Origin of the sequence: Bradyrhizobium sp. MOS003 (assembly GCF_003020125.1) — a bacterium.
Classification (GTDB): Bacteria; Pseudomonadota; Alphaproteobacteria; order Rhizobiales; family Xanthobacteraceae; genus Bradyrhizobium.
The window spans coordinates 132,354-158,591 of the sequence record NZ_PYFW01000003.1; the positions used below are offsets into that span (position 1 = coordinate 132,354).

Here is a 26,238-nt window from a genome sequence, read left to right on the forward strand (position 1 = left end):
TCGCTCCCAGTCATTCAGCGATCCGAAACATCGGACGAGGGATCCCGGGAGGAACCATGACGAACATTGCTGCCGCGGCGCGCAAGCACGCGCCGATTTTCCTTGTTGCGGCATTTGCGCTGCTTCCGCTGGCCGGGCCCGCGCAGGCGCAGAAGTCCGGCGGCAGCATCACCGTCGGTCAGGAGCTGGATATTCCGGGCTTCGATCCGCTCAAGGTCGGGGTCTACGACACGTCGACCTTCACCGCAGCCGCCGCCATCTTCGACACGCTGACCACGCTCGACGACAAGGGCGAAGCCGCGCCCAAGCTGGCGGTGTCCTGGTCTCACTCCGACGATTACATGAGCTGGACCTTCAAGCTGCGCGAGGGCGTGAAATTCCACGACGGCACGCCGTTCAATGCGCAGGCCTTCAAGGAGAATTTCGACCGCCAGAAGGACCCGGCCAACAAATGTCGCTGCGCCTTCTACATCACCAACGTCAAGGAAGTGCTGGCGCCGGACGACACCACGATCGTCTACAAGCTCACCGATCCCTCGGTGAACCTACCGGCGACGATTACCATCCAGAGCCAGAACAACGTCATTCATTCGCCGACGGCCTGGAAGACCAAGGGCGACGACTACAACCGCAACCCCGTCGGCACCGGGCCCTACATCCTGAAATCCTGGACCGCGGGCGACCGCATGGTGCTGGAGAAGAATCCCGATTACTGGGACAAGGGCAAGCCTTATCTCGACCGCATCATCCTGAAGCCGCTGCCCGACGCCCAGTCGCGCTTTGCTTCGCTGCAATCGGGCGAGGCCGACATCATCTGGGACGACGAGGCCGACGCCGACAACATCCTGAAGGCGCAGAAGGACCCCAAGCTCACCGTTCACACCTATAAGGGCTCGGGCGCTGCGGTCTACGCCTTCAACACCAAGGTCGCGCCGTTCGATGACGTCCGCGTGCGACAGGCGCTGGTGATGGCGATCGATCGTCCGAAAATGTCACAGGCGATCAGCAACGGCCTGAGCCGGCCCGCCAGCAATCCCTATGGCGACGGCTCCTGGGTCAAATGCAAGGACGACGGCGCGCTTCCGTTCGACGTCGAGAAGGCCAAGGCGCTGATCAAGGATTACGGCAAGCCGGTCGAGTTCAAGATGCTGGTGACCGCGACGCCGCGCGGCCGCGTGGTCGGCCAGGTGCTCCAGCAATTCTGGAAGCGTGTCGGGGCCAACATGGAGATCGAGCAGGTGGACCAGGCCACCATTCCGTCGCGCGCCTTCACCCGCCAGTTCCAGATGACGCCGTGGCGCATCGTCGATCTCGCCGATCCCGATCCGCAGATGTACGCGAATTTCCGTACCGGCAGTCCGCTGGCGCTCGCCGGCTTCTCGAATCCCGAGCTCGACAAGCTGCTCGACCACGCGCGCGTCACGGCCGATCCCGGCCAGCGCATCGAGGATTACTGCGCCATAAGCCGCCTGATCAACAAGGAAGCCATCTGGTTCTGGACCTTTCAGAACACCTATTACGCGCTGTCGAGCGCCAGGTTGAAGGGCTTTCCGAAGATCTACAACGGCGTGATCGACGTCTCGAGGTCCTGGCTGGAATGACGCCGCGATGCTGAACTTCGTCGTTCGGCGGCTGCTTGCGATCCTCCCGGTTCTGCTTGCCGTCTCGCTGCTGACATTCCTGATCGCCTCGCTGCTGCCCGGCGATCTCGCTCTCGTCATCCTCGGCGACCAGGCGACGCCGGAGAATGTCGCGGCGCTGCGCCGTGACATGGGGCTCGATCAGCCGCTGTGGTGGCGCTATCTGAGCTGGCTCGGCCACGTCCTGCAAGGCGATCTCGGCCGCTCGTTTCGCACCGGGCAGACGGTGTTGCAGGCGGTCGCCGAGCGCATCCCGGTCTCGCTGCAGTTGATGCTGATGGCCGAGTTCATTGGTCTCCTGATCGGCGTTCCCGTCGCGATCGTCTGCGCGGCGCGTGCCGGCGGCGCGTTCGACCGGTTCATGACCGGCAGTGCGTTCGCGATGCTGTCGATGCCGTCCTTCCTGGTGGCGATCCTCTTGATCTACCTGTTTGCGGTCGAGCTGCACTGGCTGCCGGCGACCGGCTATGTGCCGTTCACCGAGGAGCCGCTCAACAATCTGCGCTTCTTCGTGCTGCCGGCCCTGACGCTGGCGCTCGCCGAATGGCCCGGAATCATGCGGGTGCTGCGCTCCGACATGATCGCGACCTTGCAGGAGGACTATATCGCGCTCGCCAAGGCCAAGGGTCTCAAGCCCGCGCGCATCCTGTTCGTGCATGCACTCAAGCCCTCGTCGCTGACGCTGGTGACGGTCACGGGCATCGATATCGGCCGTCTGCTCGGCGGCACGCTGATCGTGGAGTCGATCTTCGCGCTGCCCGGCATCGGCCGGCTCCTGGTCGGGGCGATCTACACCCGCGACCTCGTCATTCTCCAGGGCGTTGTGCTGCTGGTCGCCTGCGGCTTCGTCATCGTGAATTTCATCGTCGACATGCTGTACGCCGTGCTCGACCCCAGGATCCGCCATGGCCACGCTTGAGCTCTCGATGCAGGACGAGGCGGCGCCCGTGCCCGCCGGCCGCAAGCGCAGGCTCGGCCTGCTGTTCTGGCTCGCCAGCGCCTGGGTCGCGATCATCCTTGTGCTCGCGATTCTCGCGCCGGTGCTGCCGCTGCAGAACCCTGTCGACATGGACATGCTGGAGCGCCGCGCGGCGTTCTCCACCGAGCATTGGCTCGGCACCGACGGGCTCGGCCGCGACGAGCTCGCCCGGCTGATCTTCGGCGCGCGGGTGTCGCTGACGGTCGGGCTGATCGCGCCGATGATCGGCCTTACGCTCGGCGGCGCGCTAGGCCTGCTCGCCGGCTATTTCCGCGGCCGGTTCGAGATGCTGGTGGTCGGCAGCATGGACGTGCTGCTCGCCTTTCCCCCGCTGATCTTCGCGCTCGCCGTCGTTGCCTATCTCGGCCAGTCCATTGCCAACCTCACCTTGATCCTCGGCGTGCTCGGCATTCCCGCCTTCATGCGGGTGGCGCGGGCGGCGACGCTGACGCTGGCGCGGCGGGAATTCGTGATCGCAGCCGAGGCGCTCGGTGCCAGCCATGCGCGCATCCTGTTGCGCGAGCTGTTGCCGAACGTGATCCTGCCGCTGCTGGCTTTCTTCCTGCTCGGCGTTGCCGTCACCATCGTGGTCGAGGGCGCGCTGTCCTTCCTCGGTCTCGGCGTGCCGCCGCCGATGGCGAGCTGGGGCAGCATGATCGGGGAGGGGCGCGAGAGCCTCGACGTCGCGCCGCGGCTGGCCTTCCTGCCCGCGGCGGCGCTGTTCCTGACCGTGCTGGCCTTCAATCTGGTCGGCGATACCCTGCGGGCACTGACCGACCCGCGTCAGGGGGCGCTGTGAGCAACCCGCTGCTGACCATCGAAGACGTCGCGGTCGAGCTGCCGACGCCGCGCGGCAATTTGCGCGCCGTGGATCATGTCGATCTGTCGCTCGATGCAGGGCGCACGCTCGGCATCGTCGGCGAGTCCGGCTGCGGCAAAACCATGCTGTCGCGCGCGGTGCTTCAGCTCTTGCCGAAGAAGGCGACGCTCACCGGACGCGTGATGTTCGAGGGACAGGACCTGGTGCGGCTTTCCTCGGAAAGCCTGCGGCGCTTGCGGGGACGCGACCTTGCCGTCGTATTCCAGGACCCCATGACCTCGCTCAACCCGGTCCTGACCATCGGCACGCAGCTGATCGAGACGATCCAGGAGCATCTCGAGCTCGATGCCCCCGCAGCACGGAAGCGCAGCATCGAGCTGCTGGCGGCTGTCGGAATTCCGGCGCCGGAGCAGCGGCTCGCGCAATATCCTCATCAATGCTCCGGCGGCATGCGCCAGCGCATCGCGATCGCGATCGCGCTGTCCTGCGAGCCGAAGCTCTTGATCGCGGACGAGCCGACCACCGCGCTCGACGTGACCATCCAGGCGCAGATCCTCGATCTGCTCGCACGCGAGCAGCGCCGTCGCCACATGGCCATGATCATCATCACTCACGATCTCGGCGTGGTCGCCGGCCGCGCCGACGAGGTCGCGGTAATGTATGCGGGCAGGGTGGTGGAGCGCGCGCCGACGCGGGCGTTGTTCAAGCGGATGCACATGCCCTACACCGAGGCGCTACTGGCGGCGATCCCGAAGCTGGAGACCGCGCCGCATACGCCGCTGCCTGCGATCTCCGGCCGCCCGCCCGATCCGACGCGGCCGCTGAAAGGCTGTTCCTTCGCGCCGCGCTGTCGTTACGCCGTCAGCCGCTGTCATGAGGCCAAGCCCGGCCTGACCAGCGCCGAGATGCCCGGTCATCTCTATGCCTGCTTCCACCCGATCCGGATGGCGGAAGGAATCGGCGCATGATGCAGCTTGCCGTGCGCGCCGAGCCGCTCCTGAGCGTCGACAATCTCGTGGTCGAATATGGTCTTGGCAACAAGACGGTGCACGCGGTTTCCGGTGTTAGCCTTGCGGTCGCACGCGGCGAGACGCTGGGCCTCGTCGGCGAATCCGGCTGCGGCAAGTCGACGCTGGGGCGCGCGGTGCTGCAACTGCGCCGCGCCAAATCCGGCCGCGTGCTGTTCGACGGCGATGACCTCACCGCGATGGAGGGCGAGGCGCTGCGCAAGATGCGCCGACGCGTGCAGCTCATTTTCCAGGATCCGATTGCCTCGCTCAATCCACGCCGTCGCATCGGCGACATCGTGGCCGAGCCGCTGATCATTGCCGGCGTCAAGGATGCCGCCGAGCGCAAGCGCAGGGTTCACGAGGTGCTCTCTGCGGTCGGGCTCGATCCTGATCTCGTGGCGGGCCGCCTGCCGCACGAATTCTCCGGCGGGCAGTGCCAGCGCATCTGCATCGCGCGGTCGCTGGTGCTCAACCCCGAGTTCATCGTCTGCGACGAGCCGGTCTCGGCGCTGGATGTCTCCATCCGCGCGCAGATCCTCAATTTGCTGGAGGAGATGAAAGCGCGCTTCGGCCTGACGCTGCTGTTCATCGCGCATGATCTCGCGGTGGTCAAAGCGGTCAGCGACCGCGTTGCAGTGATGTATCTCGGCCGGCTCTGCGAGGTCGGCCCTTCGGAGCAGTTGTTCGCAAGGCCGGCGCATCCCTATACGGACCTGTTGTTGCAGGCGATCCCGGTGCCCGATCCGGATGTTCGTCCCGTCGAGGGTGTGGCAATCGGCGAGCCGCCATCGCCGATTGCGCCGCCGTCCGGCTGCCGCTTCCGCACCCGCTGCCCGCGCGCCGACCAGCGATGCAGCGCCGAGATACCGGAGTTGCGCGAAGTCGCACCCGGCCAGTTCGCGGCTTGCCATCATCCGCTGGCCTGAACTAAGACCGGTTTGTCTCGCCTTGCCGGCCATGGCATGGTGGCGCGGCGACAAGAAGCATGCCGGGAGGACGCCGATGAAGAGTTTCAAGGTTGCCGATTTCAAAGCGCCGCTGCAAGAGTTCGACGAGGCCACGCCGCAGCCGTCGGGCACGCAGGTGCTGATCAAGGTGAAGGCCGCCGGCGTGTGCCACAGCGACCTCCACATCTGGGAAGGCGGCTACGATCTCGGCCATGGCCGCAAGCCACTGTCGCTGAAGGACCGCGGCATCAACCTGCCGCTGACCATGGGGCACGAGACGGTCGGCGAAATCCTGGCGTTCGGTCCCGACGTGAAATCGACCGACCAGGGTGATCTCAAGCTCGGCGATGTCGGGCTGGTCTATCCCTGGATCGGCTGCGGCAAGTGTGCGACGTGCCTCGCCGGCGACGAGAACATGTGCCTGACGCCGCGCTCGCTCGGCGTCTATTGCGACGGCGGTTATTCCGACCACATGCTGGTGCCGCATCCGCGTTACCTGCTCAACCTGAAAGGGCTGGATCCCGCCACGACCGCGCCTTATGCCTGTTCGGGTGTCACCACCTACAGCGCGCTGAAGAAGGTCGAGCAGCATTTCGACACCCCGATCGTGATGTTCGGTGCCGGCGGTCTCGGCCTGATGGCGCTGACGCTGCTCAAGGCGATGGGCGGCAAGGGCGCGGTCATGGTCGATATCGATGCCAGGAAGCGCGAGGCGGCGGAAAAGGCCGGTGCGCTCGCCACCGTCGATCCCAAGGCGCCGGATGCGCTGGAGCAGTTGGCGAAGAAGGTGGGCGGGCCGATCCGCGCCGTGATCGACCTCGTCGGCAATGCCGCGACGACGCAGCTTGGATTTGACTGCCTGACCAAGGGCGGCAAGCTCGTCATCGTCGGCCTGTTCGGCGGCGGCGCGACCTGGGCGCTGCCGCTGATTCCGATCAAGGCGATCACGATCCAGGGCAGCTATGTCGGCAATCTGCGCGAAACGCAGGAACTGCTCGATCTCGTCCGCACCAAGAAGGTGCCGCCGATCCCGGTGACGACGGCTCCGCTCGCCAAGGCCAACGAGGCGCTGGTGCAATTGCAGCAGGGCGCGGTGGTCGGGCGGACGGTGCTGACGCCGTAATCGATCGCTCTCTCCGCCGTCATTGCGAGCGTAGCGAAGCAATCCAGAATCCTTCCATGGCGACAGTCTGGATTGCTTCGTCGCTTCGCTCCTCGCAATGACGAGGCAACACCTTCCTCGAGGCCTCCCATGTCCGCAAACAACGCCTTCCACATTGCCGTGCTCGCCGGTGACGGCATCGGTCCCGAAGTCATGGCGCCGGCCGTCGAGGTGCTGCGCAAGATCGAGCAGAGATCGGATCTGCGCTTCCGCTTCACCGAGGCGCCGGCCGGCGCCAATAATTATCTCGCCACCGGCAAATCGATGCCTGACTCGACCATCAGGCTGTGCGAGGAAGCCGATGCGATCCTGCTCGGGGCTTGCGGCCTGCCGTCGGTGCGCTACCCCGACAATACCGAGATCGCGCCGCAGATCGAGCTGCGTTTCATCTTCGATCTCTATGCCGGCGTGCGACCCGCGCGGCTCATTCCCGGCGTGCCGAGCCCGATCGTCGGTGCCGACCAGCGCGGCATCGATCTCGTCGTGATCCGGGAATCGACAGAAGGGCTGTTTGCCTCGATGGGCAAGGGCGTCGTCACCCATGATGACGCGCGCGAGACGCTGGTGATCACGCGCAAGACCTCCGAACGCCTGTTCGAATTCTCGTTTCGCCTCGCCGAGCGGCGCAAGGCGCGCGGCAAGCCGGGCGCGCTCACCTGCGTCGACAAGGCGAATGTGTTCAAGGCGTTTGCGTTCTTCCGCGGCATCTTCGACGAAATCGAAAAGAAGCATCCCGATGTGAAGACCGATCGGCTCTATGTCGACGCCTGCTCGGCCATGCTGGTGAAGCGTCCCTGGGATTTCGACGTGATGGTGATGGAGAACATGTTCGGCGACATCGTCTCCGACATCACCGCGAGCCTGATCGGCGGCCTCGGCATGGCGCCGTCGGCCGACATCGGCGACAAATACGCCGTGTTCCAGCCCTGCCACGGCACCGCGCCTGACATCATGGGGCAGGGCAAGGCCAATCCCACCGGCATGATCCTGTCGGCCGCGATGATGCTGGACTGGCTCGCCGACAAGCACGGCGTCGAGAGCGCGGCGGAAGCCGGCGAGGCGATCGAGCGTGCGGTGGATCAGGTCTATGCCGGCGGCATCAAGCCGATGGAGTTCGGCGGCAGCAATGGCACGGCGGACATCACCAAGGCGGTGCTTGCGGCGCTGTAGCCAAAGAAAAGGGGCCCGCAGGCCCCTTTGTGTTCACCAGCGGCGCCAATGGTGATGGCGGTGACCCCAGCCCCACGGACGCGGGCCGTAGAAACGTCGCGGGCCGCCATAATAACCGTAGGCGCCATAATAGTTCGGGCGCCAGAAGCAGCGGCCCCAGGGGTTGCAGACCCAGCGCACCTGATCGACGTCAGCAGCCGGGCCCTTTGCAATTTGATCCGCCTGCGGAATGCCATTCGGCATTGCTGCGAACGCCGAGCCCGAAGCGAGCGCCGCACCGCTCAAGGCAGCCAGGCCGAGAACAGCAAACTTGAGTTTCATCGCAATCTCCCTCGTTGGTGGCGAGAGAACCTGCGGGGGATCAACTGGTTGCTCTCCAGTTGCGGCCGCACGCGGATTTAATCTTCCTGAATGCAGGTTCAGATTCAGCGCCCCCGGAACTTCGGTCTGCGTTTCTCCATGAACGCCTGCCGGCCTTCGCGGAAATCGGCGCTGTCCATGCAGGCATGGCCAATCGCCTTGATCGCCTCCATGTCGCGCCGGCTCTCGTCCTTCAGCACCTGCGCGATGGTGATCTTGGCGGCGTTGATCGCGAGCGGGGCGTTCTGCGAGATCGTCTCGGCAATCGTCATGGTCTCGCCCCAGAGCTCGTCGACCGGGAACAGGCGCTCGACAAGGCCGATGCGCAGCGCTTCCGCGGAATCGATGCGCATGCCCGTGTACATCAGCAGCCGCGCCCAGGACGGGCCGACGAGCGACACCAGATGCTTCAAGCCGTCATAGCCATAGGCGATGCCGAGCTTTGCGGCGGGAATGCCGAACTGGCTGCCATGCGAGGCGAGGCGGATGTCGGCAAGCATGGCAACCTGCATGCCGCCGCCGAGGCAGTAGCCGTCGATGCAGGCGATGGTCGGCTTGGGATAGTCGGCCAGCAGTGCGCGCTGTGCGGCGCTGCGCTTGGCATATTCCTCGGACGCCGCCGCGTTATGGCGCGTCTTCTCGAACTGGCTGATGTCCGCCCCGGAGACGAACGCCTTGCCGCCGGCACCGCGCAGGATCACGACCCGGACCGTCTCGTCGTCGCGCAAGGCCGTCAGTGCGTCGCCAAATCCTTCCCACATCTCCAGCGACATTGCGTTGCGCTTGTCGGGATTGTTGAAGGTGATCACGCCGACGCCATTGGCTGCGTGCTTGAGGATCTTGCCGTCGGCGTAAGGTGTTTCGATCGTCCTGGAAATGTCGGGCATCGCGCGCTCGCTTGTTGTTGGCAAGGTGCAATGTGCGGCGGGGGCGTTACCGGGGTCAACGGCGGCAGGCGAGGTGGCTTGCATCCGCCTGTGCCGCTATTGCATGGCGGCCGTGCCGGGACACTCGCAAGACGGGAACCAACGGCAACAAAAAGGGGCGGTCAGACCGCCCCTACGAGCAAAGGCCGCACGCGGAAAGCACGCGGGGCAGGACGGACAAGAAGATGCCATCCGGGTCTGGTTCAATCCGGCCGCGCCTCCGTGGCGCGGCGGATTGAAGGTCGGTCGTAAAGACAGACCGTCGACCGACCTCAGGCTTCGTTCGCCGCGATCGATTCCATCAGCGAGACGAGCTGACGCTGCACCGTCTGGTCCTTGATCTTGCTGTAGGCGCGCAGCAGGCGGAGGCTGAACGCGCTATCAAGGAACAGCAGGCTCTCGACTTCGCGGGCCTTGTTGTCGCCGTCGTAGAAGAAGGTCACGGGCACATCGAGGGCGGTGGCGATCTGCTGCAGCCGAGCCGCGCCGACGCGATTGACGCCCTTCTCGTATTTCTGGACCTGCTGGAAACTGACGCCGAGCTTCTCTCCGAGTTCGGCCTGCGAGATCTTCATCTCGACACGCCGCAGACGGATCCGTTTGCCCAGCTCGATGTCCGGCTTGCCGGCACTGCGCTGCTTCATTCTTTTCGCCGCTGCTTTCATCTTCTTTTTCACCTTTGTTCTTCGGTTGAAAATCCCCCGAAGAGCTGGGTCAGGGGTTCGCCCATATACGAGTTCTTGAATTCATGCGGGTGCACGAACTCTTCCTTAAACCACGGGAAACGAGCCGGACTGAAAGCTTCGATCAGCCAATCAATCATGTGCCGTACGCGCGGAATACGGCCGCTACCGGGATGGTAGGACAACCAGATATCCAGCGGTCGGTTCAACTCGACCTCCAGTGGAATCAACTTCCCGCCAAGCGCGATGGCGTAGCTTGGGAAGACGCCGATGCCGGCGCCATTCGCGACCGCCCAGTAGTTGGCGCTTGAGACGTTGGTCTTCATGACCAGAAGGTCACGTTCCGGTACGCCGGGAAAGACGCTCTCGAAGGTTTCCTTGGCGGCGAGCTGGTCGGCGAATTGCAGCACCAGGCGATGCTTGATCAATTCCGCCGCCGTGCGCGGCGCGCCATGCTTCTCGATGTATTTCTCTGAGGCCCAGAACATCAGATGCATGCGGCCGAGCCGCACCAGCTTGATGTCGAGCGCCGAGGGACGCAACAGATGGATGGCGACGTCGGCCTCGTGGCGCGAGACATCGGCCGAGCGCATCGCGCAATGCAGGTCGACCAGGATCTTCGGATAGGCCTGCTGGAATTCAACCAGGCGCGGCGCGAGCCAGAACGTGCCGAGCCCCTCGGTGACGGCGACCCGCACCTCGCCGGACAGGGCGTTGGCCATTGAATCGCTGGCGCGCAGCACATCGAAGGTGGCGGCCTCCATGCGCTCGACGGCGGAGACCACCAGCGCGCCTTCATCGGTCAAATGGGTGCCGTGGACGTCGCGGGTGAACAGTGTGGTGCCGGTCTGGCGCTCGAAATCGTCGATTCGCCGGCGCACGGCGTTGATCGACAGCGACAAGCGCTCGGCTGCCGACCGGAAACTTCCGCATCGGACGACTTCGAGGAATATGCGGGCCGTATCCCAATCCGAGAGGCCGCTGAGATTTGTCTTTGGGCGTTCCGTCAGAGGAACGCCCCTTTCCGCCAAGGAGTGCATACAAGTCCCTTCAGGTTGCTAAACTGGCAGAATCTGGCGCAAACCACAACCACTGCGGGTTGGGGGATGATGAGTTTTAAACGATCATCCTTACTACCTAGTGGGTGGTATTTAGATGCTGCCATGGGCTGGGAATCGGGTTGATCATTCGCCCGCAAGAGGGTTGTGGCGTGAGTTCCGTTGCGAGCCGCGAAATGGCTGCGGGATTGCAGGCGCTGTCCGCAATGAATGTCGTTGCGGGCGAGCCGGCATCGGGTCTCGCAATGGATCCATTGCAATGCGCCACGCGTTCGCTCGAGCACGGCTCCGAAAATGGCCGACGGCGTGCTGCTGCAATGTTGGCCGAGACTGCGGTTCCACTGCAGAAACACGCTGAAATCAGGTTCGGAGGCGCAGTGGCCTCATGGTATCCTTGGGGCTCCATGGGGGCCGAAGAGATCGTCCCGATCACGTCTCGCAGGCCGAACTAACGGAAAGAACGCCGGTGTCGCATTCAGACGAACAGTTGCAGTCGGTGCTGGAAACGCTCGAGGGATGCCGCAGGGTTCTCAACGCGTGCGACAGCCGTGAATCGGCCGAGCTGCTGTCCATTGTCATCCTCGACGTCAGGATGAAGCTCAAAGGAATTGACAGTGCCGATCTCAAGGCACTGTGCGACGAAATGCTGCGGAGCGCCGCGAGCGGGCCGCAGTCCCCTTCCAAGCAGACGCAGGACCAGCCCCGGCGTCCGCTGCTCCGCGTGGTGAAGTAGCCGCGCCGCCGAATCTCGCTTTTTGGCGAGGTTTGTGCGCGTCCCGATGCCGCACCTGTGATCGCAGGTGGCATCGGGAGGAGCCCTGGTTTTGTGCGCCTCTGTTGCGCATTCTCCGGCATCGGTTACACCAGAGCCGGTTCGGCTCCGGGCCGCGCGCATTCCCGGCGCGCCGTACCGGTGCCTGAGATGGCTCAGACGGCATCATGCAAAATGTTTCGATCCCGGCGGCGCTGATTGCCGGCCTCGTCAGCTTCCTCTCGCCTTGCGTCCTGCCCCTGGTCCCGCCCTATCTGATCTATCTGACGGGTGCCACGATCGAGCACGTCGAGAGCGACGAGCCGGCCTCGGCCTCCAAGCGCGCGATCCTGATGTCGGCGCTGCTGTTCGTGCTCGGCTTCTCCACGGTGTTCGTCGCGCTCGGCGCCAGCGCCTCGCTGGTCGGCGGGCTGATTCGTGCCTGGTCGGCGGAGCTGTCGATCCTCGCCGGCATCGTTATCATCATCATGGGCCTGCACTTCCTGGGCCTGACGCGCATCGGCCTGTTGATGCGCGAGGGAAGGCTGCCGATTCCGAAGCCGGTCGGTCTCTGGGGCGCCTATATCATGGGGCTCGCCTTCGCGTTCGGCTGGACGCCCTGCATCGGCCCGATCCTCGCCGCGATCCTGTCGATCGCCGCCGCTGAGACCACGGTGACGAAGGGCGCAGGTCTGCTCGCGGTCTATTCCGCCGGTCTCGGCATTCCCTTCCTGATCGCTGCTTTGATGATCGAGCAGTTCTCCGCGCTGTTCGCGCGCATGAAGGGCCATCTCGTCAATGTCGAGCGCGCCATGGGCGTCCTGATGGTGATCACCGGCATCGGCTTTCTCACCGGCGCGGTCTCGAACGTGAGCATCTGGCTGCTGGAGACGTTCCCGGCGCTGCAGACCATCGGGTAGGGCGCGTCCCGTTCACCGCGCCTCGTCCAGCGCGCAGACCACGGTGCAGACCACGCCGCGCGGCAGGAAGTCGACAGTGGCCTCGCCGCCGAGCTGGTCGCGCGCGCTGCGCTCGATCAGGCGCGAGCCGAAGCCGCGCTGCACCGGTGCCGTGACCGGCGGTCCGCCGGTCTCGGTCCAGATCAGGCGCAGCCGCGGTTTCGGGGCATCGGCGATGATCTCCCAGTCCAGCGTCACCCGCCCGGTCTCGTTGGACAGCGCGCCATATTTCGCTGCGTTGGTGGCGATCTCGTGCACGATCATCGACAGCACCACGGCGAGCCGCGGCGACAGCGGCACGGCGGGGCCGGCCATGCGGATGCGGTCGGGACCGTTCATCAGGAACGGCTGCAGCGCGCGGGCGATCACCTCCCGCAGCTCGGAGCCCGCCCATTTCTCCTGGCTCAGCAGGTTATGCGCCTCGGCGAGGGCGCCGAGCCGCCCCTCGAACTTCGTCCGCTCGTCCCGGCTGGCGCTGCGGAAGGTCTGCACGGCGATCGCCTGCATCAAGGCCAGCGTATTCTTGACCCGGTGGTTGAGCTCGTCGATCAAGAGATTGTGCAGCATCTCGCCGCGCGCGATCGTGGTCGCCATCCTGACCGCGAAGGTGAGGCCGGTCAGCAGCAGGATGCCGCCGATCAGGCTCGTGATCGCGATGTTGCGCCAGAGCGGCGCAATCAGTGAGTTCTCGGCGACGCCGGCCACGACCGTCCAGCCGGTCAGGCGCGACTTCGTGAAGGCAGAGGACAGCGCCACCCCGTCGAGCGAGACGCTCGAAAGGGCGCCTTCTGACGTGCGAGACATCGCATCCTTGAGTACGCCGGAGGCCCCCTTGCCGATCATCTCGCTCGGGTTCGGTACGCGCGCGAAGACGACGCTCTTGGTGTCGAGCAGGGATATGGTCCAGAGCTGGTCCGGGCGCTGCTTCTCGACAAGCCCCTGAAAGATGCTGATCGGGGGGCTGAAACAGAGGTCGTAGATCACCTCGCCGTCGCGAAATACCGGAACCTCGACGGTGAGCACCTGCCGGCCGTTGATCGCGCCGATGAACAGGTCGGAGTATTGCGGCGTTTTGCTCGCAAATACTCTTTCGATGGTCTCAAGATTACCGCGTGGCGGCAGGCTTGCGGTGTCTTCCGTTGCGGAAGAGAACAACAGCCGCCCCTTGCGGTCGGAGATCAGCACCAGGCCGCCTTTGCCATATTGCTCGACGAAACCGAGCGCGATCCGGCGGAAGTTCTGGAAGTCGTCGTTGCGCAGGGAATTGGTCAGCGCGAGCACCTGCAGCCCGCCGGTCATCCGCTGTACCTCGGAGTCCATGACGAGGCGCATGCTGCGCACGTTCTCCAGCACCCGGCGGGTCGCGTCGCTCCGGTCCTGCTTGTAGTTGTAGACGGCGATACCAACCGCGAAGACAATCAGCGGCAACATCGTTCCCGTGACCAGAAGAGCGAGGCGGACCGGCAGGGTGAGCTTTGACAAACGCAGGCGTCCCAGTTCCAGCGCAGGCAAGCGCCGGATTTACGATTTTGGGAGACCATAAGGGCGGGATTTGCGCTGCGCCATGATTTTCGCATCCGGCGAGCCGGTCGATCCGACGGACACGACCATGAGCCTTGCCGCGCGCCAGCGGGAGCGCGAGTTGCAGTGCAACAGCTCGCGCGGGAGCAGCCCTGCGACGAACAGTACCTTCCGCCCACGCGAAATGACTTCCGTCCCGCCGATGTTTTCCATACGCTTGCTCAAGCAAGCCGCATACCGGCTGCGCTCTCACGGCCCGGCGACAGGGCCGGGGCATCAAAGGGAGGGGAGACGATGAAGCGAAGGTCATTTCTCGCTGGGTTCGGCGCGACCACTGCAGCGGCCGCGATCGGCATGCCGTCGATCCTCAGGGCGCAAGCGCCGATCACGCTGAACGGAGCCGTGCAGTTCAACGACGACCACGCCTTCAACCGGGCACTGCTCCGGTTCGAGGAGCTGGTGAAGAAATACTACGGCAAGCCCGTCAACTTCACCCTGCACAGGAACTCGTCGCTCGGCCTCGAGAAGCAGTATTTCGAATACATGTCGCAGGGCAAGGCGGTCGATTATGGCATCGTCTCGCCGGCTCATATGTCGACCTTCGCAAAGGCGGCCCCGTTCATCGATGCGCCCTTCGTCTTCAAGGGCATCGAGCACATGAACAAGGTCGTCGAGGCCAATATCCTGGCGCCGATCGCCGACGAAGTCGCGGCGAAAGCCGAGGTCGTCCTGATCGGTTATTCCGGCGGCGGCATCCGCAACATCTTTGCCAACAAGCCGCTCAAGAATCTCGCCGATCTCAAGGGTCTCAAGGTTCGGGTGCAGGGCGCGCCGATCTGGTCGAAGACCTTTGCGGCGGTCGGCATGAGCCCGACGGTGATCGCCTACAACGAAATCTATAACGCGATCCAGAACGGCGTGATTTCTGCCGGCGAAAACGAGGCGGCCGGCGTCGAAGCGATGAAGTTCTACGAAGTGGCCCCGCATCTCAACCTCACCCAGCATGCCGTGTCGATCCGGCCGATCTGCTTCTCGGTGAAGACGCTGAAGACCTTGCCGAAGGAGCTGCAGGACGCGATCATGAAGGCCGGCAAGGAGGCTGGCGACTACGGCCGTCAGCTCGAGTCGAGCGAAGAGGTCGTCAAGCTCGACACGCTCGAAAAGGCCGGCAAGCTCAAGCGCGTCCCATTCGAGGAGCGCGACGCCATGAAGAAGCTCGCCGACCCCGTGATGGCCACCTACGCCAAGGAAATCGGCGCGGAGGGCATTTTCGAGAAGATCAACGTCGTCTGAGGCCTTTGCGTCCGCCGACAGCAACTCCGGGCAAGCCCCGCTTCTTGCCCGGACGTGGCGGATGTCCTGCCGCACGGAGCCCCAATGTCTGAAATGCCCGTTTCGTCCGCGCCGTCGTTGTGGCGTCGCATATCGGCCGCCTATGCCAAATTGCTGGAATTCCTGTTGGCGGCCTGCGTCGGCATCCTGGTCGTCCCGGTCACGCTGCAAATCGTCTCCCGCTATACGCCGTTCATTCCGTCCTACATCTGGACGGAGGAAATGGCGCGGTTCCTGTTCGTCTGGACGATCATGATCGGCGCCATGGTCGGCGTGCGGGAGGCGCAGCATTTCGAGGTCGACGTGTGGCCCGACCTGTCACGGCGGTCGGAGGCCGCGGTCCGGATTTTGGCGCGGTTCGGCGTGCTGGCATTGGCCATCGTGTTTGTGTCGGCCGGAATCGAATTCACACGCTTCGCCTGGAACAGGACGTCGGAACTGGCGGATCTGCCTCTCTGGCTGATTCACGTCGCCTGGCCTGTCGCCGGCGTGACATGGATCGTCTTCGCGGGTGAGCAGATCGTCGATGAAATGCGCATTCTGTTTGGGGCAGAGCGATGAGCGGAAACGTACTCTCTGCCGGACAGGCCGCGATGGTGCTGTTCGGGGTCTTCGTCGGCCTGCTGATCGTGCGCGTGCCGGTGGCTTTTGCGCTCGGTCTTGCCTGCGTGCCGATCCTGCTGATCGAACCGCACCTGTCATTGATGACGCTCGCGCAGGAGACCTTCAATGCGTACAATTCGTTCATCCTGCTGGCGGTGCCGTTCTTCCTGCTGACGGCGAACCTGATGAGCATCGGCGGAATCACCGATCGCCTGGTGGAGCTGTCGCGCTCGATGGTTGGGCACTGGCCCGGATCCCTGGCGCAGATCAACGTCGTGCTGTCGGTGTTCTTTGCGGGCATCTCGGGCTCCTCCACCGCCGATGCGGCGAGCCAGTCCAAGATCTTCATCGATGCGCAGACCAGGGAGGGCTACGATCTCTCCTTTTCCATTGCCATCACGGCGGTGTCGGCGGTCCTGGCGGTCATCATCCCACCGTCGATCCTCATGATCGTGTGGGGCGGGCTGATCTCGACCTCGATTGCGGCGATGTATCTGGCCGGAATCGTGCCGGGCCTTCTGATCGCGGGCGCGCAGATGGCGACGGTGCATATCTACGCGGTGCGCCGCGGTTACCCGACCTATCCGAAGGCAAGCTGGGTCGAGATGCGATGCGCCATCTGGAAGTCGATACCGGCCTTGATGACACCCTTCATCATCGTCGGCGGCATTCTGCTTGGCTGGTTCACCGCGACCGAATCTGCCTGCGTCGCGGTGCTTTATTCCGTGGTGCTGTCGGCGTTCTTCTATCGCGAGACGGGGATACGCGAACTGTACAAGGCGCTGCTCGATACCGGTCGTCTTGCCGGCGTCGCGCTGTTCTGCGTCGGCACCGCCAGTGCGTTCGGCTGGCTGCTCGCCTACTACAAGATCCCGCAGGAACTGCTGGCCAACGTTTCGACATGGGGCATGGGCGCTGTGACGGCTGGTTTCTTCATCGCCTTCTGCTTTCTCGTGGTGGGCTGCTTCCTCGATGCCATCCCGGCCATCATCATCGTCGGTACCGTGCTGGAGCCGCTCGCCAAATCCGTCGACCTCCATCCCGTCCAGTTCGCGATCATTTCGATCGTGTCGCTGGCCTTCGGACTGGTGACGCCGCCCTATGGCCTGTGTCTGATGATCGCCTGCTCGATCGCGGGCGTGCGGCTTCGTTATGCGCTGAAGGACACGGTCATCATGTTGATTCCGATGCTGCTGGTGCTGGCGGCGGTCATCGTCTGGCCCAGCGTATCGCTATTCTTGCCGCGTCTGATCGTGCCGGAAATGCTCAAATGAGCCACGGGGGGTGAGCTTCCGGGAGTGTGATCCCGCGGACGACGGCCGCGGGATCGAGGCGATTGCTACAAATTGCTCTCGGTGATCGCCGCGTAGACCATGCTGCGCAGCTCGCGGCGCAGCGGATACGCGCTCGACGGCAGCACCTGCGTCATGAAGATCGCAATCAGCTCCTCGGCCGGATCGATCCAGAACGAGGTGGTGGCCGCCCCGCCCCAATTGTATTCGCCGGGGCTGCCGGCGATCAGCGTTTCTGCCGGTCGCATGGTGACGGCGAAGCCGAGACCAAAACCGATGCCGCTATAGGCCGCTTCCGAGAACAGCGAGCGCGATACTTCCGGCAGCGTGCGGCCGCCGGGAATGTGGTTGCTCGTCATCAGCGCCAGCGTCTTCGGTCCGATCAGCCTGACGCCGCCAAGCTCGCCACCGTTGAGCAGTGCGCGGCAGAACGTGAGATAGTCGGCGACGGTCGAGCACAGGCCGCCGCCGCCAGAGATGAAGGAGGGCGGGGTGAGGAACGAACTCGTCGTCGGATCGTCCTGGAGCGTCAGGCCTTCGCGGCGTTGTCCGGCATGGAAGGTCATGCCGCCGCCGGGATCTGCGGAATAGCAGGCCGCGAAGCGATGAGACTTCGAGGCCGGGACATGGAAATCGGTGTCGGTCATGCCGAGCGGATCGAGGATGCGTGATTTAAGGAACTGCTCGAACGGCATGCCCGAGATCTTGCCGACGAGATAGCCGAGCACGTCGGTCGCGACCGAATAGTTCCAGGCTTCGCCAGGGGAGAATTCCAGCGGAATCTTCGCCAGCGCCTCGATCATGGTCTGGAGCGTGCCGGCCTTCTCCACCTCGCCGATCTTTTCTGCGCGGTAGGCGGCATCCACGTTGGAGCGCTGCTGGAAACCGTAGGTGAGGCCGGCGGTGTGGCGCAGGAGGTCGACGATCAGCATCGGCCGGGACGGCGGCCGGGTCAGGAAGGCCGGATAAGTGCCGGCGACGAAGACTCCGAGATCCTTCCATTCTGGAATGTATTTGGCGACGGGCTCGTCGATCGCGACGAGGCCTTGTTCGACCAGCATCATGAAGGCGACGCTGGTGAGCGGCTTGGTCATCGAATAGATGCGGTAGATGGTGTCGTCCTTGACCGGCAGTTTGCGCTCGACGTCGGCAAAGCCCTGAACAGAGCTGTGAGCGACCTTGCCGCGGCGGTAGACCAGAAGATGCGTGCCCGGGAAGCGGCCGGCATCGATGTACCGGCTCTTCAGATGCGCATCGACGCGGTCGAGCGCGGCCTTGGACATGCCGACGGATTCGGGCGAGGCGGGGGTGGGAGCGAGCATCAGTTCCTCCGGGCAGTTTTGTCGGTCCGTTGATAGCCAAATGATGGCCCCATTCCAAGCCACTCGCGCTTAACGCGGGCAGGCCGGCTGGTGTAGGCTGTTCCCTGGAACGCCTCCAGGGAGCCCCAAGGGCCTCCAAGGCCAATGAGAAAACGCAGGGCAAATGCATCATGACCCAGTTCAACGAGACTGATCTCACTGAAGCCGTCGTCAAGAGCTTCGACAGCACCCCCAATCCGCGCGCGAAATTCCTGCTCCAGGAATTGGTGAAGTCGCTGCACGATTACGTGAGCAAGACGGGTCTGACCTTCGAGGAATGGGACTACGCCATCGATTTCCTGACCCGCAGCGGGCAGAAATGCACCGATACCCGCCAGGAGTTCATCCTGCTGTCCGACGTGCTCGGCGTCTCGATGCTGGTTGACGCGGTCAACCATCGCGACCGCGACGGCGCCACCCAGACCACGGTGCTCGGCCCGTTCTATGTCGGCGAGCACAAGGTTACCGCGCACGGCACCGACATCTCGCCGAACAATCAAACCGGCGAGCGGATGTTCGTTCAGAGCCGTGTCACCGACCTCAAGGGCAAGCCGCTGGCCAATGTCCCCGTCGACGTCTGGCATGCCGACGATGACGGCTTCTACGACTCCCAGAAATCGAACTATGACGAGGTCGGCGCTTCGGCGCGGGCGCGGTTCATCACCGACAGCGACGGCCGCTTCTTCTTCCGTACCATATTGCCGTGCAGCTATCCGATCCCGACCGACGGCCCCGTCGGCGAGATGATCGTGCAGACCAAGCGTCATCCGATGCGCCCGGCACATGTGCACTTCCTGGTGAACGCGAAGGGCTACGAGCCGCTGATCACCCACGTCTTCATGGACGGCGACAAATATCTGGATTCCGACGTCGTGTTCGGGGTCAAGGATGATCTCGTCGCCAAGGTCGCGCCGCGCACCGATCCCGCGATGCCCGACGGGACCAAGGCGAACGGTCAGTGGCATTTGATGACTTACGAATTCCACCTCAAGCCCGGCGGTGGCATGGCGCCGACGCCGCTGGGGACGAAGACGGCAGAGCCCGCGTGAGGGCGGCTCGAATTCATCCCCCGATGTAGGCTGCCAACTCGTCGGGCGTTCCCTTCGGAAAGGCTTCCTTCAGATAATCGAGGAAAGCGGAGACGCGCGCACTTAGCAATCGCCGCGAGGGATAGAGTGTCCACAGGGCGATGTCGGGTCCCTCGACGTCGCCCCAGCGTACCAGTGTGCCAGCAGCCAGATCATGACTGACCAGCGACAGCGGCAGCCGCGCAGCACCGACGCCGGCTCGAACCGCGTCGCGGACCATCATCAGCGATGACAGGCGAAGCACCGGGTCGACGGCAATGCGCGATGTGCCGGCTGGTCGCCTGATGTCCCAGGCTGCGGTCTCATCATTTCCGCGCACCACGGCTGGAACGGCCAGATCACGCTTTGGACGTTTCAGGGTGGGGCCGGCCACGACCACCAGTCGGTCGCGCAGGAAGATGCGACCGACGAGGCCTTCATCCGGATCGGGATTGACCCGGATCACGAGATCAAAACCCTCCTCGATCATGTCGACTTGGCGATCATCCGTCGTTACCTCGAGCCGGACCTGCGGATGCAGAAGCGCGAAGCCGGCCGCGAGTCGGCCCATGGCACTTTGCGAAAAGAGCAGGGGAGCGTTGATCCGCAACTTGCCCTTGGGCTTGTCCCCGCCCGAGGCGATCGCAGCCGCTGTCTCGTCGAGCTCGGTGAGGAGTGCTCCCGTCCGCTCGTGAAGAGCTCGTCCTTCCTGGGTGAGTTTGAGCGTGCGCCCGCCGCGCTCGAAGAGACGCAGATCGAGACTGCTCTCGAGCTCGGACACGCGCCGGGACAAGGTCGCTTTCGGACGTCCCGCGGCGCGCGCTGCTTTTCCGAACCCCCCGTGGCGGGCGACGAGGTTGAAATCGGCCAGGGCAAGCAAATCCATCTGTTCCACCAGTGAGACAACCTATCCAAATATAGCGTCTATCGGACCGCATGTGGATCACTAATTTCCGGGATGTCTTCTGACCCAAACCGGAGTGATCCCATGACCATCCTCGTAACCGGCGCAACCGGCACCATCGGCCGCCAAGTCGTTGAACAACTCGTCAAGCGGGGCGCGGATGTGCGCGCCCTCGTCCGAAATCCTGCCAAGGCCAACTTCCCTTCAGGTGTCGCCGTCGCCCAGGGCGACTTGCTGGACGTCGATTCCTTGCGCAGTGCGTTCTCAGGCGTCTCGACCCTGTTCCTGCTCAACGCCGTGGTGCCGGATGAATTCACCCAGGCGCTGACTGCGCTCAACCTCGCAAGAGAGGCGGGCATCGAGCGGTTCGTTTATCTGTCGGTGATCCACAGCGACCGCTACGTCAACGTGCCGCACTTTGCCGGCAAGTTCGGTGTCGAGCGCATGATCGAGCAGATGGGGTTCAATGCCACTATCCTGCGCCCCGCGTACTTCATGAACAACGAACTCATGATCAAGGATGCGGTGACCGGGTACGGCGTCTATCCCATGCCGATCGGCAGCAAGGGACTGGCGATGATCGACGCGCGCGACATCGGCGAGATCGCGGCGATCGAATTGGTCCGCCGCGAGACATCCGCCACGCCGCTTCCGCTCGATCGCGTCAATCTCGTTGGTCCCGATACATTGACTGGCGCGAAAGCTGCGGCGATCTGGTCGGACGTGCTTGGGCGCACGATCGCCTATGGCGGTGACGACACCACCGGATTCGAAAAGAACCTCAGGCAGTTCATGCCCGGCTGGATGGCTTTCGACATGCGGGTGATGAGCGAGCGCTTCCTCTCGGAGGGAATGATCCCGGAGGCCGGCGACGTCAAGCGTCTGACGGATATTCTCGGCCGTCCCTTGCGTTCCTATCGCGACTTCGTCGCCGAGATCGCGGCCTCTGCCTGAGGCTCGCCAGCGCATGGCTGCATCGCTCGCCACTCCTCATGTGGCGAGCAGGCAGCGTTGATCAGCGCGCGTGCAGCAGCGCCAGCAGCAAGACGACGGCGCAGGCAAGCGCTGCTGTCGTCAGCTTCCAGAACATCAGCGGGCTGCGCTCCAGGAGCGGCGTGATCCGCGTGTCGAGATAGGCCGGATTAGGGTTTCGAAGCTCGAAGATGAACTCCGAGAGATCTTCGTGCCGCTTGGTGGGATCGGGATGGAGCGCGCGGCGGAGGGCGCCGTCGATCCAGGCCGGCACGTTGCGGTCGTCGTCTGCGGCGCGATATTTGAGCCTCCGCACGTCCGCCTTGCGCCGGATCCTGGCAATCTGAGTGCCGTAGGGAAGCCTTCCCGTCAGCATCTGGTAGCAGATCACGGCCAGCGAAAACATGTCGGAGCGCGGCGAGCCGCCTTGCCCGAGAAAATACTCCGGCGCCGTATACTGGACCGTGCCCAGGATGTCGTCGGTCTCGTCCGGCGGCGCCGCTTCCGCGACGCCGGCCACCCGGACCGATCCGAAGTCGATGATCTTGGCAGTCCCGGTCTTGTCGATCAGGATGTTGTCGGGCCGGAGGTCCTGATGCAGCATCTCCATGCGGTGGAAGGCGCGCAGGCCCGCGGCGATCTGCTCGATGAGGCCGCGGACGGTTTCGAGGTCGGCGCGCGGATTGTCGGTCATCCACTGTTTCAAGGTCTGGCCTTCGACGAACTCGGTCGCGACGTAGAGGTAGCTGCGCCGCCTCGACTGCGACAGCGGCTTCAGCACGTGCGGGCTGTCGATCCGGCGTGCGATCCACTCCTCCATCAGGAAACGCTTGAGATAGGCGGCATTGTCGCGCAAATCGACCGACGGCAGCTTGAGCGCGACCGGCTGCTCGGTCTCGACGTCGACGGCGAGATAGATGTGGCTGCGGCTGCTGCCGTGGATTTCCCTAATGATGCGGTAGCCGTCGAACATCGCGCGCGGCTCCGGCAGCGGAGGCAGCGGCAATTGTGAGGTCTGATTGAAGATGCCGGCCGGCTCGCGCTGCGGCACCGCGTCGATGCGCAGGATCTGGACCGTGATGTTGTCGTCACTGCCGCGCCGGTAGGCCTCCTCGACGATCGCCTTTGCCGCTCCGTCGAGCTCGCCGGCGTGCTCGTTCAGCGCGCTCGTGATGAAGCGCGCGTCGACGAATTCGTAGGCGCCGTCGGTCGCCAGCAGGAAGATGTCGCCGGCCTCGACCTCGAACGCCTGGTAGTCGATCTCGAGCTGTGGGTTGATCCCGAGCGCGCGGCCGAGATAGGTCTGCTCCGACGACACGATGATGCGATGATCGTCGGTCAGCTGCTCCAGCGCCTTGCCGGCGACGCGGTAGATGCGGCAGTCGCCGACATGGAAGATGTGCGCCGTGGTCGCCTTGATGACCATGGCGCTGAGGGTGCAGACATAGCCCTTGTCGCGGTCATAGGCATATTGGCTCTTGCGCGTCTGCGCATGCAGCCAGGAATTGGTGGCATCCAGCACGCGGCGGGCGGAGGTCTTCACCGTCCAGGACTCCGATGTGCAGTAATAGTCCATCAGGAAGCTCTTGACCGCCGACTCGCTGGCGATCTGGCTCACCGTACTGCTGGAGATGCCGTCGGCGAGGACCGCTGCGATGCCTTTCAGGCCGAGCAGCGGCTCCTCTGGAATCAGGACGCCGTGAAAATCCTGATTGATGGCCTTGCGGCCCTTGTCGGAGTGCTGGCCGACCGAGATCAGGAGTCCGCGGGTCATCGTCATCACCTGAAGGGGGAAGCCTCACCCTGCTCGGGCGAGGCTTCCCTGTCGAGACGTATTCGATCAGGCCACGAAGCGAGGCTTGGCCGCCTTGTCGAACTGGCGCTTGGGCTTGGTGAGGACGTGCGTGGTGTAGAGGGTCATGCCGGTGAAGGCGAGGCCGCCCACGAGGTTGCCGAGCACGGTCGGGATCTCGTTCCAGATCAGATAATCCATGATCGAGAATTTCGCATGAAGCATCAGGCCCGACGGGAAAAGGAACATGTTCACGACGGAATGCTCGAACACCATGTAGAAGAACACCAGGATCGGCATCCACATCGCGATGACCTTGCCGGGCACCGAGGTTGAGATCATGGCGCCGACGACGCCGGTCGAGACCATCCAGTTGCAGAGCATGCCGCGCATGAACAGCGTCGCCATGCCGGCCGCGCCGTGTGCGGCATAGCCGAGCGTCCGGCCTTCGCCGATGTTGCCGATCGCCGCGCCGACCTTGTCGGGCGCCTGCGTGAAGCCGAAGGTCGTGACGAAGGCCATCATGAAGGCCACGGTGAAGGCGCCGGCGAAATTGCCGACGAACACCAGACCCCAGTTGCGCAGTACGCCGCCGATCGTGACGCCCGGGCGCCTGTCGATCAGGGCGAGCGGCGAGAGCACGAACACGCCGGTCAGGAGATCGAAGCCCAGCAGATAGAGCATGACGAAGCCGACCGGAAACAGCAGCGCTCCGACCAGCGGCTGGCCCGTGTTCACGTTGATCGTGACGGCGAACCAGGCCGCGAGAGCCAGGATGGCGCCGGCCATGTAGGCGCGGATGATGGTATCCCGGGTGGACATGAAGATCTTGGACTCGCCCGCATCCACCATCTTGGTGACGAATTCCGAAGGCGCGAGATACGACATCGATGGTTCCTTTTGCTTCGTAAGTGAGATCGGCGCGCTCCCTTGGAAGAGAGTGCGGCTGAACGTCATTGGTCGTGCGGACTGGTTTGCCGCGCACGATGGCTATGGAAGGTTTGGAAGCCTTGGGAATCGCGTCACGACGACTGAGCCGGGGAGGGCCGCGAAGCAGTTGAGCTTCCTGGCTGCAGCCGCCAGAGGCTGCAACATTGCGGCGAGCCGCAGTCTTCGTTGACGACAAAGGAAGTGCAAGTCGCGTGCCGGGCGGAATTTATAAAATTATATAGCAATAGCAATTGGATGTCAGGTAACCCGAGTTGAGTTTTGCAAGCTCTGCGGCCTTTTACTTAGGCGGCTGCATAAGATTTGTGCGTCGCACAAGGAGTGAGCAGATCGCAAATTTCGCGTGCGAAAAACACTATGGCAGTCTGGCGCGCCACATTTATTAGATTGAATATTCGCAAGTTTTCGAAACGCGGTGCTTGGCACGAAGCTTGAATGGTTCCAATCCGACGCCATTGAAGCCGTCCCGCGAGACTTCTCATCCGAATTTGCTGACGCCACCAGACGGGGAACCCCCGTCGCGCGTTCGCATGCGCCTTTTTCTGGCGTCACGGACGGACCGGGCTGCTCGTGCGCACTGACGCCATCATTCGCAAACGACGCAAAGGACGACACCGCCTATGACCAAGCGCATTCGCCGGCCTTCGGATTCGGGCCTCAGCCGCCGTCAATTGTTGAAGGCCACCGGGAGCACCGCCGCTCTTCTCGCCGCCGCCAAACTCAATTTCCCCGCCGGCGCATTCGCGCAGGATGCAGGCCCCGAGGTCAAGGGCGCCAAGCTAGGCTTCATCGCGCTCACCGACGCGACCCCACTGTTCGTTGCCAAGGAGAAGGGCATCTTCGCCAAATACGGCATGCCCGATGTCGAGGTCCAGAAGCAGGCCTCCTGGGGCACCACGCGCGACAACCTCGTGCTCGGCTCGGAAGGCAACGGCATCGACGGCGCGCACATCCTGACCCCGATGCCGTATCTGATCTCGGCTGGCAAGGTGACGCAGAACAACCAGCCGACGCCGATGTACATCCTGGCGCGTCTGAACCTGAACGGTCAGTGCATCTCGGTCGCAAAGGAATATGCCGACCTCAAGATCGGAATCGACACCGCGCCCTTCAAGGCGGCGCTGGAGAAGAAGAAGGCCGGCGGCAAGGCCGTGAAGGCGGCGATGACCTTCCCCGGCGGCACGCATGATCTCTGGATTCGCTACTGGCTCGCAGCCGGCGGCATCGATCCTGACAAGGACATCGAGACCATCGTGGTGCCGCCGCCGCAGATGGTCGCCAACATGAAGGTTGGCACCATGGATTGCTTCTGCGTTTGCGAGCCCTGGAATCTCCAGCTGATCCACCAGAACATCGGCTACACCGCGATCACCACCGGCGAACTCTGGGACAAGCATCCGGAGAAGTCGTTCGGTATGCGCGCGGCCTGGGTCGACAAATATCCGAAGGCCGCGAAAGCGCTGCTGATGGCCGTGATGGAAGCCCAGCAATGGTCCGAGAAGATGGAGAACCGCGAAGAGGCAGCGGCGATCTGCGCCAAGCGGCAGTGGATCAATTGCCCGGTTGAGGACGTCACCGATCGCATGAAGGGCAAGTTCGACTACGGCACCGGCCGCGTGGTCGAGAACTCGCCGCAGCAGATGCGCTTCTGGAAGGATCAGGCCTCTTACCCCTTCCAGAGCCACGACCTCTGGTTCCTCACCGAGGATATCCGTTGGGGCAAGTACGAGCCGGGCTTCGACACCAAGGCGCTGATCGCCAAGGTCAATCGTGAGGACCTTTGGAAGGATGCGGCCAAGACGCTCGGCGTCGCGGCGGCAGACATCCCGGCCTCCACATCGCGTGGCAAAGAGACCTTCTTCGACGGCAAGGTTTTCGATCCCGAAAATCCGGCCGCATATCTGAAGTCGCTCGCGATCAAGCGCGTCGAAGTCTGATGCAGCCAGCGGCCGCCTCAGGGCGGCCGCATCTTCCTTGAGCC

General features: G+C 63.8%; 24 protein-coding genes. 15 read left to right on the plus strand and 9 right to left on the minus strand.

Features of this window, described 5'->3' with window-relative positions; translation table 11 throughout:
• Window positions 1-56: 56 nt before the first annotated feature.
• The 7 genes from C7G42_RS15550 (at window position 57) to C7G42_RS15580 (ending at window position 7,728) form a co-directional block, all read left to right on the plus strand.
• Window positions 57-1,601 (plus strand): ABC transporter substrate-binding protein, encoded by a 1,545-nt coding sequence (locus C7G42_RS15550; RefSeq protein ID WP_106949853.1) that lies wholly within the window; start codon window positions 57-59, stop codon window positions 1,599-1,601.
• A 7-nt stretch (window positions 1,602-1,608) separates the two neighbouring features.
• A complete protein-coding gene (locus tag C7G42_RS15555; RefSeq protein ID WP_106949854.1) occupies window positions 1,609-2,559 on the plus strand; it encodes an ABC transporter permease in 951 nt (316 codons plus the stop codon).
• The gene (locus tag C7G42_RS15560; protein ID WP_106949855.1) at window positions 2,546-3,418 is read left to right on the plus strand and encodes an ABC transporter permease; all 873 of its coding nucleotides are present in this window, start codon (window positions 2,546-2,548) and stop codon (window positions 3,416-3,418) included. Before C7G42_RS15555 ends, C7G42_RS15560 begins: the two co-directional genes overlap by 14 nt.
• The gene (locus C7G42_RS15565) at window positions 3,415-4,407 is read left to right on the plus strand and encodes an ABC transporter ATP-binding protein (RefSeq protein ID WP_106949856.1); all 993 of its coding nucleotides are present in this window, start codon (window positions 3,415-3,417) and stop codon (window positions 4,405-4,407) included. The genes C7G42_RS15560 and C7G42_RS15565 overlap by 4 nt, the downstream gene beginning before the upstream one ends.
• The gene (locus tag C7G42_RS15570; RefSeq protein ID WP_106949857.1) at window positions 4,404-5,375 is read left to right on the plus strand and encodes an ABC transporter ATP-binding protein; all 972 of its coding nucleotides are present in this window, start codon (window positions 4,404-4,406) and stop codon (window positions 5,373-5,375) included. The genes C7G42_RS15565 and C7G42_RS15570 overlap by 4 nt, the downstream gene beginning before the upstream one ends.
• Window positions 5,376-5,451: 76 nt before the next feature.
• Window positions 5,452-6,519, plus strand: a complete 1,068-nt coding sequence (locus C7G42_RS15575) for an alcohol dehydrogenase (RefSeq protein ID WP_106950435.1) — start codon at window positions 5,452-5,454, stop codon at window positions 6,517-6,519.
• Between the two features lie 129 nt (window positions 6,520-6,648).
• Window positions 6,649-7,728: an isocitrate/isopropylmalate dehydrogenase family protein gene (locus C7G42_RS15580; protein ID WP_106949858.1), complete on the plus strand. Its 1,080-nt coding sequence runs from the start codon at window positions 6,649-6,651 to the stop codon at window positions 7,726-7,728.
• 33 nt (window positions 7,729-7,761) lie between these two features.
• Here the strand turns inward: C7G42_RS15580 and C7G42_RS15585 are convergent, their stop codons facing one another.
• The 4 genes from C7G42_RS15585 to C7G42_RS15600 form a co-directional block, all read right to left on the minus strand.
• Window positions 7,762-8,049, minus strand: a complete 288-nt coding sequence (locus C7G42_RS15585; RefSeq protein WP_106949859.1) for a hypothetical protein — start codon at window positions 8,047-8,049, stop codon at window positions 7,762-7,764.
• Between the two features lie 104 nt (window positions 8,050-8,153).
• Window positions 8,154-8,975: an enoyl-CoA hydratase gene (locus tag C7G42_RS15590; protein ID WP_106949860.1), complete on the minus strand. Its 822-nt coding sequence runs from the start codon at window positions 8,973-8,975 to the stop codon at window positions 8,154-8,156.
• A 311-nt stretch (window positions 8,976-9,286) separates the two neighbouring features.
• Entirely contained in the window at window positions 9,287-9,658 is a 372-nt protein-coding gene (locus tag C7G42_RS15595; RefSeq protein WP_014497036.1) for a helix-turn-helix domain-containing protein, read from the minus strand.
• A 29-nt stretch (window positions 9,659-9,687) separates the two neighbouring features.
• A complete protein-coding gene (locus tag C7G42_RS15600) occupies window positions 9,688-10,737 on the minus strand; it encodes a LysR family transcriptional regulator (RefSeq protein ID WP_106949862.1) in 1,050 nt (349 codons plus the stop codon).
• Window positions 10,738-11,221: 484 nt separating this feature from the next.
• Between C7G42_RS15600 and C7G42_RS15610 the strand changes: the two genes are divergently transcribed.
• On the plus strand, window positions 11,222-11,488 hold the full coding sequence (locus tag C7G42_RS15610; RefSeq protein WP_106949863.1) for a hypothetical protein: 267 nt from the start codon (window positions 11,222-11,224) through the stop codon (window positions 11,486-11,488).
• A 206-nt stretch (window positions 11,489-11,694) separates the two neighbouring features.
• Window positions 11,695-12,426 (plus strand): cytochrome c biogenesis CcdA family protein, encoded by a 732-nt coding sequence (locus tag C7G42_RS15615; RefSeq protein WP_106949864.1) that lies wholly within the window; start codon window positions 11,695-11,697, stop codon window positions 12,424-12,426.
• 12 nt (window positions 12,427-12,438) lie between these two features.
• Here C7G42_RS15615 and C7G42_RS15620 read toward each other — a convergent pair whose 3' ends face one another.
• The gene (locus C7G42_RS15620; RefSeq protein ID WP_106950436.1) at window positions 12,439-13,896 is read right to left on the minus strand and encodes a sensor histidine kinase; all 1,458 of its coding nucleotides are present in this window, start codon (window positions 13,894-13,896) and stop codon (window positions 12,439-12,441) included.
• A gap of 384 nt (window positions 13,897-14,280) precedes the next feature.
• Here C7G42_RS15620 and C7G42_RS15630 point away from each other — a divergent pair, with 384 nt between their 5' ends.
• The 3 genes from C7G42_RS15630 (at window position 14,281) to C7G42_RS15640 (ending at window position 17,195) form a co-directional block, all read left to right on the plus strand.
• Window positions 14,281-15,279, plus strand: coding sequence for a TRAP transporter substrate-binding protein (locus C7G42_RS15630; RefSeq protein WP_106949866.1), 999 nt, complete (start codon window positions 14,281-14,283; stop codon window positions 15,277-15,279).
• Between the two features lie 84 nt (window positions 15,280-15,363).
• Window positions 15,364-15,879 carry a TRAP transporter small permease gene (locus tag C7G42_RS15635; RefSeq protein ID WP_106949867.1) on the plus strand — a complete coding sequence of 172 codons (516 nt, stop codon included), beginning with the start codon at window positions 15,364-15,366 and terminating at the stop codon, window positions 15,877-15,879.
• Window positions 15,876-17,195: a TRAP transporter large permease gene (locus C7G42_RS15640; RefSeq protein ID WP_106949868.1), complete on the plus strand. Its 1,320-nt coding sequence runs from the start codon at window positions 15,876-15,878 to the stop codon at window positions 17,193-17,195. Before C7G42_RS15635 ends, C7G42_RS15640 begins: the two co-directional genes overlap by 4 nt.
• A 65-nt stretch (window positions 17,196-17,260) precedes the next feature.
• Here C7G42_RS15640 and C7G42_RS15645 read toward each other — a convergent pair whose 3' ends face one another.
• Window positions 17,261-18,535: a serine hydrolase domain-containing protein gene (locus C7G42_RS15645; protein WP_106949869.1), complete on the minus strand. Its 1,275-nt coding sequence runs from the start codon at window positions 18,533-18,535 to the stop codon at window positions 17,261-17,263.
• A 170-nt stretch (window positions 18,536-18,705) separates the two neighbouring features.
• On the opposite strand from C7G42_RS15645, the gene C7G42_RS15650 reads away from it, so the two are divergent.
• Window positions 18,706-19,623 carry a dioxygenase family protein gene (locus C7G42_RS15650; protein ID WP_106949870.1) on the plus strand — a complete coding sequence of 306 codons (918 nt, stop codon included), beginning with the start codon at window positions 18,706-18,708 and terminating at the stop codon, window positions 19,621-19,623.
• A gap of 13 nt (window positions 19,624-19,636) precedes the next feature.
• Here C7G42_RS15650 and C7G42_RS15655 read toward each other — a convergent pair whose 3' ends face one another.
• Window positions 19,637-20,527 carry a LysR family transcriptional regulator gene (locus C7G42_RS15655; RefSeq protein WP_106949871.1) on the minus strand — a complete coding sequence of 297 codons (891 nt, stop codon included), beginning with the start codon at window positions 20,525-20,527 and terminating at the stop codon, window positions 19,637-19,639.
• 102 nt (window positions 20,528-20,629) lie between these two features.
• Between C7G42_RS15655 and C7G42_RS15660 the strand changes: the two genes are divergently transcribed.
• Window positions 20,630-21,499, plus strand: coding sequence for an SDR family oxidoreductase (locus tag C7G42_RS15660; RefSeq protein ID WP_106949872.1), 870 nt, complete (start codon window positions 20,630-20,632; stop codon window positions 21,497-21,499).
• Window positions 21,500-21,560: 61 nt separating this feature from the next.
• On the opposite strand, the gene C7G42_RS15665 is transcribed toward C7G42_RS15660, so the two are convergent.
• Together C7G42_RS15665 and C7G42_RS15670 are read right to left on the minus strand one after the other, a co-directional pair.
• Window positions 21,561-23,297 carry a bifunctional protein-serine/threonine kinase/phosphatase gene (locus C7G42_RS15665; protein ID WP_199580930.1) on the minus strand — a complete coding sequence of 579 codons (1,737 nt, stop codon included), beginning with the start codon at window positions 23,295-23,297 and terminating at the stop codon, window positions 21,561-21,563.
• Between the two features lie 60 nt (window positions 23,298-23,357).
• Window positions 23,358-24,197: a formate/nitrite transporter family protein gene (locus C7G42_RS15670; RefSeq protein ID WP_106949874.1), complete on the minus strand. Its 840-nt coding sequence runs from the start codon at window positions 24,195-24,197 to the stop codon at window positions 23,358-23,360.
• Between the two features lie 680 nt (window positions 24,198-24,877).
• On the opposite strand from C7G42_RS15670, the gene C7G42_RS15680 reads away from it, so the two are divergent.
• Window positions 24,878-26,194, plus strand: a complete 1,317-nt coding sequence (locus C7G42_RS15680; protein ID WP_106949875.1) for a CmpA/NrtA family ABC transporter substrate-binding protein — start codon at window positions 24,878-24,880, stop codon at window positions 26,192-26,194.
• Window positions 26,195-26,238: the final 44 nt, after the last annotated feature.

What these genes read in the sequence shown, in the direction of transcription:
- C7G42_RS15550 (WP_106949853.1), top strand. Translation starts at nt 57, where the DNA reads ATGACGAACATTGCTGCCGCGGCGCGCAAGCACGCGCCGATTTTCCTT.
- C7G42_RS15555 (WP_106949854.1), top strand. Translation starts at nt 1,609, where the DNA reads ATGCTGAACTTCGTCGTTCGGCGGCTGCTTGCGATCCTCCCGGTTCTG.
- C7G42_RS15560 (WP_106949855.1), top strand. Translation starts at nt 2,546, where the DNA reads ATGGCCACGCTTGAGCTCTCGATGCAGGACGAGGCGGCGCCCGTGCCC.
- C7G42_RS15570 (WP_106949857.1), top strand. Translation starts at nt 4,404, where the DNA reads ATGATGCAGCTTGCCGTGCGCGCCGAGCCGCTCCTGAGCGTCGACAAT.
- C7G42_RS15575 (WP_106950435.1), top strand. Translation starts at nt 5,452, where the DNA reads ATGAAGAGTTTCAAGGTTGCCGATTTCAAAGCGCCGCTGCAAGAGTTC.
- C7G42_RS15580 (WP_106949858.1), top strand. Translation starts at nt 6,649, where the DNA reads ATGTCCGCAAACAACGCCTTCCACATTGCCGTGCTCGCCGGTGACGGC.
- C7G42_RS15585 (WP_106949859.1), bottom strand. Translation starts at nt 8,049, where the DNA reads ATGAAACTCAAGTTTGCTGTTCTCGGCCTGGCTGCCTTGAGCGGTGCG.
- C7G42_RS15590 (WP_106949860.1), bottom strand. Translation starts at nt 8,975, where the DNA reads ATGCCCGACATTTCCAGGACGATCGAAACACCTTACGCCGACGGCAAG.
- C7G42_RS15595 (WP_014497036.1), bottom strand. Translation starts at nt 9,658, where the DNA reads ATGAAGCAGCGCAGTGCCGGCAAGCCGGACATCGAGCTGGGCAAACGG.
- C7G42_RS15600 (WP_106949862.1), bottom strand. Translation starts at nt 10,737, where the DNA reads ATGCACTCCTTGGCGGAAAGGGGCGTTCCTCTGACGGAACGCCCAAAG.
- C7G42_RS15615 (WP_106949864.1), top strand. Translation starts at nt 11,695, where the DNA reads ATGCAAAATGTTTCGATCCCGGCGGCGCTGATTGCCGGCCTCGTCAGC.
- C7G42_RS15620 (WP_106950436.1), bottom strand. Translation starts at nt 13,896, where the DNA reads ATGTTGCCGCTGATTGTCTTCGCGGTTGGTATCGCCGTCTACAACTAC.
- C7G42_RS15630 (WP_106949866.1), top strand. Translation starts at nt 14,281, where the DNA reads ATGAAGCGAAGGTCATTTCTCGCTGGGTTCGGCGCGACCACTGCAGCG.
- C7G42_RS15635 (WP_106949867.1), top strand. Translation starts at nt 15,364, where the DNA reads ATGTCTGAAATGCCCGTTTCGTCCGCGCCGTCGTTGTGGCGTCGCATA.
- C7G42_RS15640 (WP_106949868.1), top strand. Translation starts at nt 15,876, where the DNA reads ATGAGCGGAAACGTACTCTCTGCCGGACAGGCCGCGATGGTGCTGTTC.
- C7G42_RS15645 (WP_106949869.1), bottom strand. Translation starts at nt 18,535, where the DNA reads ATGCTCGCTCCCACCCCCGCCTCGCCCGAATCCGTCGGCATGTCCAAG.
- C7G42_RS15650 (WP_106949870.1), top strand. Translation starts at nt 18,706, where the DNA reads ATGACCCAGTTCAACGAGACTGATCTCACTGAAGCCGTCGTCAAGAGC.
- C7G42_RS15655 (WP_106949871.1), bottom strand. Translation starts at nt 20,527, where the DNA reads ATGGATTTGCTTGCCCTGGCCGATTTCAACCTCGTCGCCCGCCACGGG.
- C7G42_RS15660 (WP_106949872.1), top strand. Translation starts at nt 20,630, where the DNA reads ATGACCATCCTCGTAACCGGCGCAACCGGCACCATCGGCCGCCAAGTC.
- C7G42_RS15665 (WP_199580930.1), bottom strand. Translation starts at nt 23,297, where the DNA reads ATGACGATGACCCGCGGACTCCTGATCTCGGTCGGCCAGCACTCCGAC.
- C7G42_RS15670 (WP_106949874.1), bottom strand. Translation starts at nt 24,197, where the DNA reads ATGTCGTATCTCGCGCCTTCGGAATTCGTCACCAAGATGGTGGATGCG.
- C7G42_RS15680 (WP_106949875.1), top strand. Translation starts at nt 24,878, where the DNA reads ATGACCAAGCGCATTCGCCGGCCTTCGGATTCGGGCCTCAGCCGCCGT.